Consider the following 14368-nt stretch of genomic DNA (forward strand, 5'->3'; position numbering starts at 1 on the left):
TCTGGAAGAACGGCGTCTCCTACGCCGGCAAGTGGTACACCTCCGGCCCCTACGCCCTCGGCCCCGTCGACGGACGCCTCGTCCTCGGCAACTGGAACTGACACCACGTCTGGATAGCAGGTCCGGGCCGGAGATGCCCGGACCTGCCCCATGCGGATGACGTCCGCCCCCGGTGCCTCCACCGACGGCACCGGCGGCCTCCCCCCTGCGAAGGACCCCCCATGTTCAGATCTCTCATGTTCCGTGCCGGCATCACGGGCACGGCAGTCATCACCGGTTTAGCCATCTCGACGAATCCCGCTCTGGCCGATCCGACGCCCCCCATCACGGCGGCCGCGTACCAGCTCGCCCCTTGCGACCCCCGCGGCACCACCGCGCGCGACGCCAGCTTGGCCACCCAGCTCAACAGCACCCTCAACGCCAAGATGCGCGGCTACATGTCCGCCTACCGCGTCTCCTGCGCGCGAATGATCATCAAAGCCGTCCGCGACCGCGGGCTCGACCTCCGAGCCGCGGCGATCGCGATGACCACCGTCATCGTCGAGAGCAGCATCCAGAACATCAGCGAGAAGGTCGACCACACCAGCCTGGGACTGTTCCAGCAGCTGGACAGCTGGGGAAGCGCCGAACAGCGTCTCGACCCCACGTGGGCCACCAACGCGTTCCTGAACAAGATGCTCCGGCTCTACCCCAACAACAGCTGGAGAACAGCACCGATCGGCGAAGTGTGCCAAGCCGTCCAGGTGTCGGCATATCCCGAAAGGTATCCGCAGCAGGCCGGCGACGGCCAGATCATCGCCAACACGATCTGGCCCTACGCCGGCGGAGGTGGGACCGAGGGGCCGGCGATGATGCGCGACGACGGTGACGGGTCGATGACCATCTACCGGTGGACCTCCAGCGGATCGGCCTTCGGCCGCGCCTCCGACTACACCTCCGGCGGCTGGACGATGGCCAACACCGGGGATCGGGTGGCCTCCGGGGATGTCGACGGGGACGGCAAGGACGATGTCGTCGCCGCGTACCAGAACTCGGACGGGACCTTCAGCTTCCACGTCTGGAAGAACGGGGTGTCCTACGCCGGCAAGTGGTACACCTCCGGCCCTTACGCCCTGGGTCCGGTCGGTGGACGCCTCGTCGTCGCCGATCTCACGGGTGATGGCAGGGCAGAACCGGCCATGATGCGCGACGACGGCGACGGCTCCATGACCATCTACCGGTGGACCTCAACCGGGTCCGCCTTCAGCCGCGCGACCGACTACACCTCCGGCGGCTGGACGATGTCCAATGTCGGCGACCGGGTGGCCTCCGGGGATGTCGACGGGGACGGCAAGGACGACATCGTCGCCACCTACCAGAACTCCGACGGCACCTTCAGCTACCACGTCTGGAAGAACGGCCTGTCCTACGCCGGCAAGTGGTACACCTCCGGCCCCTACGCACTCGGCCCCGTCGACGGACGCCTCGTCGTCGCTGACCTCACGGGTGACGGCAAGGCAGAGCCCGCCATGATGCGCGACGACGGCGACGGATCGATGACCATCTACCGGTGGACCTCCAGCGGATCCGCCTTCAGCCGCGCCTCCGACTACACCTCCGGCGGCTGGACCATGTCCAACGTCGGCAACCGCGTCGCCTCCGGAGACGTGGACGGAGACGGCAAGGACGACATCGTCGCCACCTACCAGAACTCCGACGGCACCTTCAGCTACCACGTCTGGAAGAACGGCGTCTCCTACGCCGGCAAGTGGTACACCTCCGGCCCCTACGCCCTCGGCCCCGTCGACGGACGCCTCGTCCTCGGCAACTGGTAGCGGCTTCGCCGAGTCACCGGGCGGCGAAGTTCTGTGTCCAGTAGATCTGCCCCTGCGCGTTCTTGGCCGCACCCACCCCGATGAGGGTGTACGAGCAGTTCATGATGTTCTGCCGGTGGCCCTCGCTGTTCATCCAGCCCCGGACCGCCTCGGCCGCCGACCGTTGTCCCATGGCGATGTTCTCGGCCAAGGCGGAGCCGGTGAAGCCGGTCGCACGGATGCGGTCGGCCATGTCGCGGCCGTCCTGGGAGTCGTGGTCGAAGTAGTCGTTCTCCGCCATGTCGGCCGAGTGCCCGGACGCGGCCTTACGCAGCCGCGCGTCGTGCTTGAGCGGGTCGCAGCCGCCCTTGGCCCGCTCGGCGTTGGTCAGCCGGACGACCTCGTTCTCCAGCACCGTGCCGACGGACTGGACGGCCTCCTTCTTCTCGGGAGCCGGCGTCTCCCTGGTGGAAGTGGGAGTGGGCGTAGGGGTCGGGGTGGGGGTGGGGGTGGGCGTGGGGGTGGCGCAGGTCACCCGGGTGGCCTTGGACTTCGCGGTGCCGCCCCGGTAGTCGGTGGCGACCGTGTAGTACGTGCCCGGCTCGCAGGGCAGCTTCAGGGTGATGCGGCCCTTCCTGGTGGCGCCGCTCTTGATGACCGGATCGTCGCCGGGGACGGCGCGCATGACCCGGACGCGCAGCAGCGCCGGGTGCTCACATCCACGGCGCACGGCCGAGGCCCGGATACCGAGCGCGGAGACGCCCGGCTTGACCACGCTCACGCGGCACTCGTCCGATTCGGGGGCCGGCTCGGGAGTCGCCTCCTCGGTCTTCGCCGGCGCGGCGCCGCCCGCCGGCTCGGTCACCTCGGGCGCCGCTCCGCTGGTGGACGGGGCGCAGGCGGTGAGGCCGGCGACCACGGCGAGTGCCCCTAGGGTTCGGCGCATGAGGGTTCCTCCAGGGGAGGGGAGACGCTGGTGGTCCCGCATTCTGCCGGTTCCGATACTGACTTGTCACGACAATACGGACATTTCACCCCGTAAGCGGTGTCCACCAAAGGTCGGGCGGTCTGTGTGACCCATGCCATACGCGGTTCCTGTCAGCAATCGGAGTGCCGCACCGCTCAAGTCACCGGAAGCAAGCGCACCGACAGGAGCACCACATGAAGCACCGCATCGTCGTCCTCGGCGCCGGCTATGCCGGGGCCCACGCGGCCGGGATCCTGGCCCGGCGACTGTCCCCGGCGGCCACCGAGATCACCGTGGTCAACGCCGAGCCGCACTTCGTCGAGCGGATGCGGCTGCACCAGCTCGCGGCCGGGCACGAGCTGGAGACCCGGAGACTCGAAGATGTCTTCGCGGGCACGGGGATACGGCTGCGCCTGGCCCGTGTCACCGCCGTCGACCCCGAGCGCCGGGTCGTCACCGTGGCCGACGCCGGCGGCGAGCTCGGCTACGACACGCTGCTCTACGCGCTCGGCAGCCACGTCGCCGGCGGCGTCCCCGGCGTGGCCGAGCACGCCTTCGACGTCACCGGCCGGGCCTCGGCGCTGCGCCTGCGCGAACGCCTGGACGGCCTGGAAAGACGGGGCGAGGGCGGGAACGTGCTGGTCGTCGGCGACGGGCTGACCGGCATCGAGACCGCCACCGAGCTCGCCGAATCCCGGCCCGGCCTGTCGGTCACGCTGGTCGCCCGCGAACAGCTGGGCGCCCGGCTCTCCGACGGAGCCCGCGGCCACCTGCGCCAGGCCTGCGACCGGCTGGGCATCACCGTCCTGGAGCACACCGGCGTCGAAGCCGTCGAAGCGGCGCGGGTGCTGTGCGCCGGCGGCACCGCCCTGACCTCCGACGCGACCGTGTGGACGGCCGGGTTCGCGGTCGGCCCCATCGCCGCCGCCGCCGGGCTGGAGGTCACCGAGGCCGGTCGGATCGTCGTCGACCGCACCATGCGGTCGGTCTCGCACCCCGACGTCTACGCCGCCGGCGACAGCGTCCACGCCGTCGGCGAGAACGGCCTGCCGCTGCCGATGTCGTGCGCCTCGGCCGGTTTCACGGGCATCCAGGCGGTCGAGGCGATCGTCGGGCGGCTGACCGGCCGCGAGGTCCCGTCGACCACGCTGAAGTACTACGGCAACCACATCAGCCTCGGGCGGCGCGACGCGATCTTCCAGCTGGTCGACGGTGACGCCCGGCCCAAGGCCTGGTCCCTGCGGGGCCGCACGGCCGCGCTGCTGAAGAAGGGCATCATCAGGAGCTCCGCCTGGAGCATGAGCCACCCGACCTTCGGCATGCCGGCCAGGAAGCGCCGCCTGGCCGCCCGGCCCGATCGCTCGGCCGAGGCCGCCGTTGCCTAGAGTCGGCCGCGTGGACGCCTTCGCCACCGAGCAGTTCGAGGCCAGCCGGTCCCGGCTGGCCTCGCTCGCGTACCGTCTGCTCGGCTCCGCCGCCGACGCCGAGGACGCCGCGCAGGACGCGTTCCTGCGCTGGCAGGCAGCCGACCGCGACCGGATCGAGGTGCCGGAGGCGTGGCTGACCAAGATCGTCACCAATCTGTGCCTCGACCGGCTCCGCTCCGCGCGGGCCAGGCGCGAGCGCGCGGTCGGCGTGTGGCTGCCCGAACCGCTGCTCAAGGGCGACCCGATGCTCGGCCCGGCCGACACCTACGAACAGCGCGAGTCGGTGTCCCTGGCCGTGCTGACCCTCATGGAGCGCCTGTCCCCCGTCCAGCGGGCCGTCTACGTGCTGCGCGAGGCGTTCTCGTACAGCCATGCCGAGATCGCCGAGATCCTCGACATCACCGAGTCCGCGAGCCAGCAGCACCTCCATCGGGCCCGGCAGCGCATCGCCGCCGCGCGCCGCGGCGGCGGCGAGATCGACCCCGAGTCCGCCCGCGGGATCGTCGAGGAGTTCCTCGCCGCCGCCGCCTCGGGCCGCACCGAGCGGCTGGTCGCGCTGCTCACCGACGACGCGACCGCGGTCTCCGACAGCGCCGGCCTGACCGAGACGCTGCTGCGGGTCGACACTGCGCGGCGCGTCGCCGCCGTCGTACGGGCCGGTCTCAGATCCACTCCCGCGAAACGGCGGCTCGCCGGCGGCACGTCCGCCATCCACTACGCGGTGGTCAACGGCGCCCCCGCGGCCCTCTTCGTGGTCGGCGACCGGGTCGTGGGCACCATGTCGTTCGACATCGCCGACGGCAAGATCGCGACCGTGCGCGGCATCGCCGCCCCCGCCCGCCTCGCCCGCCTCGCCGCGGCCTGGCGGCAGCACGACCGGGACACGCCGCTCGTCACCGAGTGGTGACCCGGCCTGAACTCCCAGGACCCGTAGGGATGATTCCGTACGGGCCCAGGTCCCGAGTCAGGGCTCTCCCTGATGGCAGGCGCCGCGCCGCGTGCCACCATGATCCGGATGCACGCACCACCGTTCCTCTTCTCAGCACTCGTACCAGCGGCCCCGGAAGCGCATGGGAGGGCGCCGGGTGGACTGGATCGCTGAGGGCGTTCAGGCGGTGAGCGATCTCCCCTTCCCTCTGATCGGGCTGGTGGCCGGAGCGATGGCGTTCGCCGAGTCGGGGCTGGGGGTCGGTTCGGTCCTGCCCGGCGAGACGGGCGTGCTGCTGCTGGGGGTCGCCGCCACCACCCCCGGGCGGTTCGCCGCCCTGCTGCTGATCGTCGCGCTGGGGGTCACGGCCGGCGACCACGTCGGCTACTGGCTCGGACAGCGGTACGCCGGTCGCATGCGGGATACGCGGGCGGTGCGACGGCTCGGGGTGCGGCACTGGGATCGCGCGACCGACGCGCTGCACCGTCACGGCGCGGCGGCGGTGTTCCTCACCCGGCTGGTCCCGGTCGTCCGCACACTCACGCCGGCGGCGGCGGGGGCGGCGCATCTGCCCTACAACCGGTTCCTCCCGGCGTCACTGGCAGGGTCGTTGCTGTGGTCGGCGGTGTACGTCGGCCTGGGCGCGTTCGCCGGGGCGTGGGCCGCTCACCTGGAAGGGCTCCTGGGGCGCTTCTCGTGGCTGCTTCTCGCGGCTGTGGCGCTGGTGGCGGCGGCGGTGGCGGTGCTGCGGCGCCGGCGCCGGGCGGCGACGGATCACGGGGACGACGAGCGCGCGTGAGCCGTCGGTGATACGCGTCGGCCCCGGCCGGGTGGTCCGGCCGGGGCCGACGGCGCGCGGGTCAGTCGGCGCAGATGGCGAAGACGCTGATGCCTACGTCGTTGTAGCCGTCCTGGCGGCCGATGCCGATCCAGCCGCGTCCGTCATCGGTGGGGAACGAGCCGACCAGGATCGCCCTGTTGCCGCGGGCCTCGGCGCCGCCGCCGAGGACCTTCTTGCCGCCGGGGCAGTAGAGCGTGCGGCGCTGGAAGTTGGGGACGTTGGCGTTGGGCAGCGTCACGAGCTGGTAGCCGGAGGGCAGCGCCGCTTGGCGGGCCGCCGCGGCGGGGACGTTCGTCGTGCTGGCCGCGGCGGCGGTGGTCACGCACGCGCCCGCCGCGAGCAGGGCGAGCGGAAGGGTCAGGAGCTTCTTGAACTGCATAACTCTCCTTCTTGCGTGCCCCTGGTGACGCACTCCGGGCAGCACGAAACACGCCGGCGAATGCGGTGCTGGAGAGCGGTGACGGGGGCGAAAGGGCCTGACACGAAGAGTATCCATGCAATTACTCTCCGCGTCCAGAGCCCGATCACGTCAAGAAGTGAACGGGGCGCCCCTCGCGGGAGCGGGCGCGCCTCGCGTCGGCACCCGGGTCAGCGGCCCGGGGAAAGGGCGGACAGCGACATCTCGATGAAGTCCTCGCCGATGTCCACCAGGCTGCGCGGGCCCTGCGGGTCGTACCACCGGTAGGTCCAGTTGAACATGCCCACGATGCCCATCACGGCCACGGTCGGGTCGATGTCGTCGCGGAACTCCCCGGCCTTCGCCCCTTCCGTGATCACCTGGGCGAGCAAGCGGCCCCACCGGTCGGCGTTCTCCTTGATGTCGGTCGCCTCGCCCCCGTTCACCACCTGGTCGAGGTTCTCCCGCATGAAGATGAACAGCTCCGGGCGGCGTGACATGGCCAGCACGTACGCGCGCAGCCCGCTGACCAGCTTCTCCGGCGCGGTCGCCTCCTCGGCGACGATCCGCTCCAGTTCGGCGCGCATCTGCTCGATGGGCTGGTGCAGCAGCGCGACGAGCAGCTCTTCCTTCGTGCCGACGTAGTAGTAGAGAGTCGCCCGGTTGATGCCGACCTCGGCCGCCACGTTCTCCAGGGTGGCCTGGGCGTAGCCCAACTGCTCGAAGACGCGTCCCGCGCCCTCCAGGACCTCCTTCCACCGCGCGTCGGACTTGCGGCCGCTGGCCAGGCGTCGCTCCATCCGGCGGCGGGCGATGTCGCTCGGCGGCGGTGGGCGCCGTTCTCGAGGAGCCATCGGTGTCCCCCTCCCTCAGCTCGACTCGCATAAACAGCAACGTTGATGATAGCGCAGGCGGCGGGGGCCGGCGCCCCCGCCGCGGTGGCCGTCACCGTTCCCGCAGGACTCGCTTCAGCACCTTGCCGCTGGCGTTGCGCGGGAGGTCCGGCTCTATCTGGAAGGTCTCCGGCACCTTGTAGCCGGCGAGCCGGGCGCGGCAGAAGTCCCTGGCCTGGTCCTCTTCGAAGGAGGCTCCGGGGGCGACCACCACGTGCGCCCGGACGATCTCGCCCCAGCGCTCGTCCGGGACGCCGACCACCGAGACCTCCAGCACCGCCGGATGCTCGCTCAGCACCTGCTCGATCTCGACGGGGTAGACGTTCTCCCCGCCGCGGATGATCATATCCTTCTTGCGCCCGGAGAGGTACAGGTATCCCTCCTCGTCCCGCCGGGCCAGGTCGCCGCCCCGGAACCAGCCGTCGACCAGCACCTCGTTCGTCGCCTCCGGCATGTTGAGATAGCCGGCCATCACCGCGTCGGACCTGGTGACGATCTCGCCGACCTCGCCGTCCGGGACGTCGTTCAGCTCCTCGTCGCACAGCCGCAGGTCCACGCCCATGCCGGGCTTGCCGATCGAGCCGAGCAGGTGCTCGTGGCCTTTCAGCGCCCGGTGGTGGTCCTCGGGAGTGAGCACGGTCTGGAGGCCCGCCTCCGTCCCGGCGCCGAACAGGTTCATGAAGTCGCATCGGAAGGTCTTCATGGCCCTGCGGAGCAGGCTCGGCGACATCGGGGCCGCGCCGTAGGCGATCGACAGCAGGTTGTGGTAGTCGCCCTTCTCGACGCCGGGCTCCTGCAGGAGCATCTCGATCATGGTCGGGACCAGGAAGACGCCGTGGAGCACGTCACGGCGCAGCCACTTGAGCACCGTGGCGGGGTCGAATCCGTCCAGGATCAGCGACGGGTTGCCGCGGGCCACGCCCGACAGCACGTAACACATGCCGGCGGCGTGGAACAGCGGTGCCGGGGAGTAGTGGAACGCCTCCGCCGGCAGCCGCCGCTCCAGGATGCACTGGAACGTCATGTGCTTGACCATGCGCTGGTGGTGCATGACGCCCTTGGGCAGCGCGGTGGTGCCGCTGGTGAAGGCGAGGCACATCAGCTCGTCGTCGTTGATCACCGTGTCGATCTCGTGATCCTCGCCGGTGGCGAGCAGTTGTCCGTAGTCGCGGTCGGCGACGGGGGACTTCTCGAAGCAGATCGCGGCGGTCAGCGTCGGCACGTCGACGGACTCCACCATCGAGGCGTACCGCTCGCTGAAGAACAGCACCTTGGCCTCGGCGGTGCGCAGCAAGGTCTGCAGTTCGGGCCGGGCGAGGCGGTAGTTCAGCGGGACGTACACCGCGCCCAGCTTCATGCAGGCGAGCAGCACCTCCATGTAGCTCGTGGAGTCGGTGGCGAACAGCGCCACGCGGTCGCCCTTCACCACGCCCATGCGGCGCAACTCGTGGGCCACCCGGTTGACGCGGCTGTTGACCTCCGCGAAGGAGTACGAATCGGTATCGGTCACAAAGCATGGCTTGTTCGGCGTGTTCCGGGCGTGGATCCGGATCCAGTCACCGGTGCGGCTCGTGCGCTGCATGGACATCGGCACCCCATCTGGAGTCAAAGGTCAGGAGAACTCCGGCAGCACGTGCGTACCGAGAAGCTCGATCGACTTCATGACCTTTTCATGCGGAATGTCATAGGGCTGCACGAGGCAGAGCAGCAGGTCGGTGCCCACCGCCTCGTACCGCTTGGCCATCTCGACGCACTGGTCGGGGTTGCCGACGATCACCGCGTCGTTCTTGAGCAGGTAGTCGAAGTCCAGCGTGTTCAGGTCGACACCGCCGAGGAGCCGCTTGGCGTACTCGTAGCTGCCGAGCTGGGTGCCGTCCTTCCAGTCGCCGAGTTCGGCGATCTTCTTCAACGACTCCTGGACGTACCACCCGAAGCGGGGACCGGCTTCGGCGTAGGCGTCCTCGGTGGTCTCCGCGCAGTGCACCTGGGTGAAGGTGGCGATCTGCTCGTTGACGTACTTGCCGACCGGCTTGGCGCGGCGGATGCCGTCGCGGTACCGGCCGAACCGCTTGACCAGGGTCTCCGGCCCCGACGCGACGGAGAACGACAGCAGGCCGATGCCCTTCTCGCCCATCAGCTCATGGCTGTCGGAGCTGGAGGACGCGCCCCACAGCGGCGGGTGCGGCGCCTGCAGCGGCTTGGGAACCACGCCCCGCGGCGGGATCTTGAAGTACTCCCCCTCCCAGGAGAAGGTCTCCTCGGTCCAGCACCCCATGATCACGTCAAGGGCCTCCTCCCACATCGGGCGGGTGTCGGAGGGGTTGATGCCGAAGCCCTCCAGCTCGATGCGGGTGCCTGACCGGCCGGTGCCGAACTCCAGGCGGCCGTTGGAGATGATGTCGATGGTGGCCGCGGCCTCGGCGGCGCGCACCGGATGGTTGTACGGGAAGGGCAGCAGCCGGACCCCGTGGCCGATGCGGATGTTCCTGGTCCGCGCCGCGATGGCCCCGTACAACGCCTCGGGCGCGGAGGAATGGGAGTAGTCGCCGAGGAAGTGGTGCTCCACCGTCCAGACGCTGTGGAACCCCAGCCGGTCGGCGAGCTCGATCTGGCGCAGCGTGTTCTCGAAGGCGTCGTACGCGCTGCGGTCGTTCCACGGGCGGGGCACGGGGATCTCGTACATCAGGCCGAACTTCATGTGATAACTCCCTCGTGCAGTGGCAGCGCGGTCACCTGCAGGTCGTAGGCGACCAGCTCGCCGGTCATGGAGAAGGTGACATAGAGCTGACCGTCACCGATGCAGCAGTTGGTCGGCTGTGCTCCCGTGGGGACCTCGATGGTCCGCTTGAGAGCGCCTACGGCGTCATAGACGAAGATGACGTGCCCGACGCTGCCGCAGACGTAGAGGTCGCCGTCGGCGTCGAAGCACATGCCGTCGGGCGAGCCGGCCGGAAGCTTGGCGAAGACCCGCGGGTCGCCGAGGCCCGTCCCGGCCGACCAGTCGAAGACCAGGATCTTGCGGGTCATCGACTGGGCCACGTAGAGCCGGCCGTCCGGCCCGAAGGCGATGCCGTTGGGCATCGCCGGGACCTCGGCGACCTGCGTGATCGTACGGTCCGGGGAGATCGCGCAGATCCGGCCGGGCTTCAGGCCGCGCAGGTCCTCCCAATTGTGCGAGTCGGTGACGTAGAGCCGGCCGTCGGGGCCGAAGCACAGGTCGTTGGGACGGTGCGGCGGCGGCCCCGGCAGGCCGGTGGCGACCACCGTGACCTGCCCGTCGAGCACCTTCTGCACACGCCCGTCGACCGGCTCGGGCGCGTGCCAGTAGCCGCCGGACCGGGTCGCCGACAGGCCCCCGTTGTCGGCGACGTAGATCGCGCCGTCGGCGCCGAGGGCGCTGCCGTTGGGCCCGCCGCCGAGCCGGGCGAGCACCGTCTTGCCGCCGTCGGCCGCGACCCGGGTGACCACCTGTCCCTGCATCTCGACCACGGCCACGGCCCCGTCGCCCAGATGGCTCGGCCCCTCGGGGAAGCCGAGGCCGCCGGTGACGACCCGGAACCCCGGGCTGGTCATGGCCGGACCGGTCCGAGGGCCTTGACCCGCGGCATGACCTCGGCGGCGAACAGGCGCAGGTTCTTCTCGGCGGTCTCCGGGGTCATGCCGGCGAAGTTGAACACGCCGTTGAACCCGTCGTTGCCGACCTTCTCCTGAATGGCGACGATGCGCTCCAGGCACTGGTCGGGGGTGCCCCAGATCTGCAGCTCGATGAAGTTGTCCACGACGCGGTCGGAGCCGTGCTTCTGGATCGAGCGGGCGAGCCGCTGGTAGTACTCGTAGCCGAGCGTGGTGTCGAAGTGCCGCCCGCCCAGCTCGTAGTGGTTCAGGACGTACTCGTAATAGCCGCCGATGTACTCCTGGGCCATGTCCCTGGCCTTGATCGGGTCCTCGTCGCAGCAGACCCAGCCGGTGACCAGCGGGGCCGGCGCGTCGACCCCCTTGATCTCCTTGAAGGTGGCCCGGTAGCCCGCGAGGTCCTCGGCGACCTCCATCCAGTCCTTCTGAGGATTGATCAGGATGCCCGCGCCGATGTCGGCCATGATCCGCACCGACTCGGGCGACACGGCGGCGGCGTAGAGGCGGTCGTCGAACCTGCGCGCCGGCTTCGGGCGCAGCTCGCGGCGCGGGATCTGGTAGTACTTGCCGTCGTACTCCAGGATGCCGGTGTCCAGGGCCGACATGATGATGTCGGCGGCCTCCACGAAGCGCTCACGGGACTCGCCCATCGGGATGCCGAAGCCCTCGAACTCGATGCGGCCGAGGCCCCGGCCGAGACCGAAGACGAACCGGCCGTTGGACACGATGTCCAGGACGGCGACCTGCTCGGCGACCCGGATCGGGTCGTGCCAGGGCAGGATGACCGCGCCGGAGCCGAGCTGGATGCGCTCGGTGCGTCCTGCCATGTAGGTCAGGAACTGCAGGACGTCCGGGATCATGGTGTACGACGTGAAGTGGTGCTCCACGCCCCACAGGGCGTCGAAGCCCAGCGGTTCCGCGAGGTCGGCCAGGCGGAGCTCCGTCTGGTAGATCTCGTCGTCGGTCGCGTTCTCGTGACCTTCGAAGATGCAGGTCATACCTACACGCATGGGGATTTATCCTCCAAAGGATACGGCGCTGCCGGCCGTGGAGCCCGTGGCCAGTTGCTGATAGCGGCCATGACAGAAGATCAGGGGTCGGCCCTGCGCGCGGACGCCGAGGTCGAGCACGCGGCCCAGGACGAACAGGTGGTCACCGGCCGGGTAGCTGTGCTCGAAGGCGCAGTCGAACCAGGCCAGCGCCCCGGAGATGACGGGCGAGCCGGTGGCCTCGGACAAGGTCCAGTCGACCCCGTCGAACTTGCTGCCACCCGATCGCGCGAAGCCGCGGCACAGGCTCTCGTCGTCCTCGCCGAGGACGTTCACGCAGAAGGTGCCGAGCGGCACGATCAGCGGCCAGGTCGTGGACGTCCGGGCCGGCAGGAAGCCGACCAGCGGCGGGTCCAGTGACGCCGAGACGAAGGACCCGACGGTGAGCCCGACCGGGCCCTGTCGCGTCATCGCCGTCACCACGGCCACCCCCGTCGGGACGTGGCCCATCACTTGCCGGAACCGATCGGAGTCGAACATGTCGACCGCTGGCCGACGGGTCGGGGTTCGGACCACCATCTGCCTCGTCTCCCAGGTCGTTGGATCGAGTCTGCTGGTACGCGCCGGGTTTCCGCGTGCACGTCACCATTGATGTTGACGTCACGCTAGCATCGCGCCTAGTTTGCGTCAACGTGGATGCTGACAGAATTCCCCCGACGGGTCCGGCCTTCGGCGTCATGCTCATTCCGAAGGTGTCCTGGCAGACGCTGCGAGACCACTGCCTGCTGGCCGAACGGCTCGGGTTCGACCACGCGTGGGTCGACGACCACCTGACCAGCCCGGCGGATCCCGCGCAGGACTGGCTGGAGGCCTGGAGCACACTGGCGGCCCTCGCGACCGCGACCACGACGATCCGCCTGGGCAGCCTGGTGTCCAGCCCGGTGGTGCGTCATCCGGCGCTGCTGGCCCGCCAGGCCCTGACCGTGGAGCGGATCAGCCAGGGGCGGCTGGAGGTCGGCCTCGGCTCCGGGTACGCCGACTCCGACCACGCCCTGGCCGGTTCGCGGCCGTGGCCGGGGCGGGAGCGCGCGGAGCGGTTCCGGGAGGCCGTCGCGCTCGTCGACCGGGTCCTGCGCGGTGAGCCTGTCGAGCCCGGTCGGTACTACCGTTCCCGCATCCCGCCGCTCGGCCCCCGGCCGGTGCGATCCCCGCGTCCGCCGCTCACGGTCGCCGCCCACGGACCGCACGCCATGGCCACCGCCGCGCGGTACGGGGACGCCTGGAGCACCTTCGGCGGCTTCGGCCTGTCCGCGGCCGAGCACCTCGACCGCACCGCCCGCCAGGTGCGCCGGATGGAACGCGCGTGTGAGGAGGCCGGCCGGGACCCGGCCACGCTGGGCCGCACGCTGCTGACCGGCCGCCCGCTGGTCAGCTCGGAGAACATGTGGGCCGGCCCGGACGCTTTCGCGAGCTTCGTCTCCCGCTACCGTGCGGCCGGCATCGACCGGTTCGTCTTCTACTGGCCACCGCAGGACTACTGGCCGCACGGCCAGGCCGACGAGGACACCGTCCGCCGCATCGTCACAGATGTCATCCCGGCACTGCGGAACAGCTGAGCGCCGTCAGCTCGCAGCGGCCCGCCGCGAAGGACGTGCGGCGCTGCGGGGCGGCTGAGCGCCGTCACGGAGGTCGTCCGGCGCTGCGGGCGTCAGCCCGTGGCGGCTCGCCGTGTCTCGTGCGCCGCGGCGAGTCGCCGGCGGAAGTCGGGGGCGGCCATCGCCTGTTCCTCCAGGGCCAGCGACAGCGGCAGCACCTGGGCGACCGCCGCGCGTACGGCAGCGTTGATCGTGGCCTTGGTGCCGCGTACGGCCGCGCGGGGCAGCTCGGCCCAGCGTCCGGCCAGCGCCAGGGCGGCGTCCAGGGCGGAACCCTCGGTGACCAGCTCGTGCAGCAGCCCCCAGGCGACGGCCTGGTCGGTGCTGATCATCTCGCCGCCGAGCAGCAGCCGCTTGGCCCGCTGCGGCCCGGCCAGCAGCGGCCACAGCGCGGCGGGGCCGTTGCCGGCGGGCAGCCCCACCTGCACGTGCGCGTCACCGAAGCGGGCCGAAGGCACGGCGAAGGACACGTCGGCGGCGGAGGCCAGCATCGCCCCCAGCCCCGTGGCGTCGCCGTTGACCGCGGCGATCAGCGGCTGGTCCAGCTCCAGGATGCCGTAGACGATCTCGGCGGCCTCCTGGATCGGCGTCAGGCCGCTGAGCGAGGCATAGGGACGGCCGGGGTCGGTGTCCCCGCCGGCGCAGAAGGCCTCCCCCGCGCCGGTGAGCACGTAGACCTCGGCGTCGGTGCTCCGCCGCGCCTCGCGGAACAGCGTCGACAGCTCCGAGTGCATGACGTCGTCGACGGCGTTGCGCCGCTCGGGGCGGTTCAGCGTGAGCACGGTGACGGCCCCACGCCGCTCGATGGCGATCCTGCGATAGTTCTCCTGGCGCAGCACGTACGG

General features: G+C 70.6%; 14 protein-coding genes. 5 read left to right on the plus strand and 9 right to left on the minus strand.

Going from position 1 to position 14368, the window contains the following annotated elements:
* Positions 1 to 221 precede the first annotated feature (221 nt).
* Positions 222 to 1814, plus strand: coding sequence for an FG-GAP-like repeat-containing protein (locus AB0K05_RS42805; RefSeq protein WP_364237323.1), 1593 nt, complete (start codon positions 222 to 224; stop codon positions 1812 to 1814).
* A gap of 13 nt (positions 1815 to 1827) precedes the next feature.
* Here AB0K05_RS42805 and AB0K05_RS42810 read toward each other — a convergent pair whose 3' ends face one another.
* Positions 1828 to 2739 (minus strand): CAP domain-containing protein, encoded by a 912-nt coding sequence (locus AB0K05_RS42810; protein WP_364237326.1) that lies wholly within the window; start codon positions 2737 to 2739, stop codon positions 1828 to 1830.
* Between the two features lie 215 nt (positions 2740 to 2954).
* Here AB0K05_RS42810 and AB0K05_RS42815 point away from each other — a divergent pair, with 215 nt between their 5' ends.
* From AB0K05_RS42815 to AB0K05_RS42825, 3 genes are all read left to right on the plus strand, one after another.
* Entirely contained in the window at positions 2955 to 4145 is a 1191-nt protein-coding gene (locus AB0K05_RS42815) for an FAD-dependent oxidoreductase (protein ID WP_364237328.1), read from the plus strand.
* 10 nt (positions 4146 to 4155) lie between these two features.
* On the plus strand, positions 4156 to 5094 hold the full coding sequence (locus tag AB0K05_RS42820) for a sigma-70 family RNA polymerase sigma factor (RefSeq protein ID WP_219547926.1): 939 nt from the start codon (positions 4156 to 4158) through the stop codon (positions 5092 to 5094).
* Between the two features lie 178 nt (positions 5095 to 5272).
* Positions 5273 to 5914 carry a DedA family protein gene (locus tag AB0K05_RS42825; RefSeq protein ID WP_364237331.1) on the plus strand — a complete coding sequence of 214 codons (642 nt, stop codon included), beginning with the start codon at positions 5273 to 5275 and terminating at the stop codon, positions 5912 to 5914.
* Between the two features lie 61 nt (positions 5915 to 5975).
* Here AB0K05_RS42825 and AB0K05_RS42830 read toward each other — a convergent pair whose 3' ends face one another.
* The 7 genes from AB0K05_RS42830 to AB0K05_RS42860 form a co-directional block, all read right to left on the minus strand.
* Positions 5976 to 6335, minus strand: coding sequence for a hypothetical protein (locus tag AB0K05_RS42830; RefSeq protein ID WP_148029795.1), 360 nt, complete (start codon positions 6333 to 6335; stop codon positions 5976 to 5978).
* 209 nt (positions 6336 to 6544) lie between these two features.
* On the minus strand, positions 6545 to 7207 hold the full coding sequence (locus AB0K05_RS42835; RefSeq protein WP_148029794.1) for a TetR/AcrR family transcriptional regulator: 663 nt from the start codon (positions 7205 to 7207) through the stop codon (positions 6545 to 6547).
* A gap of 91 nt (positions 7208 to 7298) precedes the next feature.
* A complete protein-coding gene (locus tag AB0K05_RS42840) occupies positions 7299 to 8834 on the minus strand; it encodes an AMP-binding protein (protein WP_345483026.1) in 1536 nt (511 codons plus the stop codon).
* Positions 8835 to 8858: 24 nt separating this feature from the next.
* Positions 8859 to 9944, minus strand: a complete 1086-nt coding sequence (locus AB0K05_RS42845) for an LLM class flavin-dependent oxidoreductase (protein ID WP_219547919.1) — start codon at positions 9942 to 9944, stop codon at positions 8859 to 8861.
* Positions 9941 to 10819 (minus strand): SMP-30/gluconolactonase/LRE family protein, encoded by an 879-nt coding sequence (locus AB0K05_RS42850; protein WP_219547917.1) that lies wholly within the window; start codon positions 10817 to 10819, stop codon positions 9941 to 9943. Before AB0K05_RS42850 ends, AB0K05_RS42845 begins: the two co-directional genes overlap by 4 nt.
* Positions 10816 to 11889, minus strand: a complete 1074-nt coding sequence (locus AB0K05_RS42855; RefSeq protein ID WP_148029790.1) for an LLM class flavin-dependent oxidoreductase — start codon at positions 11887 to 11889, stop codon at positions 10816 to 10818. Before AB0K05_RS42855 ends, AB0K05_RS42850 begins: the two co-directional genes overlap by 4 nt.
* Positions 11890 to 11895: 6 nt before the next feature.
* Entirely contained in the window at positions 11896 to 12408 is a 513-nt protein-coding gene (locus AB0K05_RS42860; RefSeq protein ID WP_364237337.1) for a flavin reductase family protein, read from the minus strand.
* 197 nt (positions 12409 to 12605) lie between these two features.
* Here AB0K05_RS42860 and AB0K05_RS42865 point away from each other — a divergent pair, with 197 nt between their 5' ends.
* On the plus strand, positions 12606 to 13484 hold the full coding sequence (locus AB0K05_RS42865; protein WP_364237340.1) for an LLM class flavin-dependent oxidoreductase: 879 nt from the start codon (positions 12606 to 12608) through the stop codon (positions 13482 to 13484).
* Positions 13485 to 13576: 92 nt separating this feature from the next.
* Here the strand turns inward: AB0K05_RS42865 and AB0K05_RS42870 are convergent, their stop codons facing one another.
* Complete coding sequence (locus AB0K05_RS42870) at positions 13577 to 14362, minus strand: enoyl-CoA hydratase/isomerase family protein (protein ID WP_271279703.1); 786 nt, start codon at positions 14360 to 14362, stop codon at positions 13577 to 13579.
* Positions 14363 to 14368 lie beyond the last annotated feature (6 nt).

This window comes from Nonomuraea sp. NPDC049486, assembly GCF_040676925.1.
Classification (GTDB): domain Bacteria; phylum Actinomycetota; class Actinomycetes; order Streptosporangiales; family Streptosporangiaceae; genus Nonomuraea; species Nonomuraea ferruginea.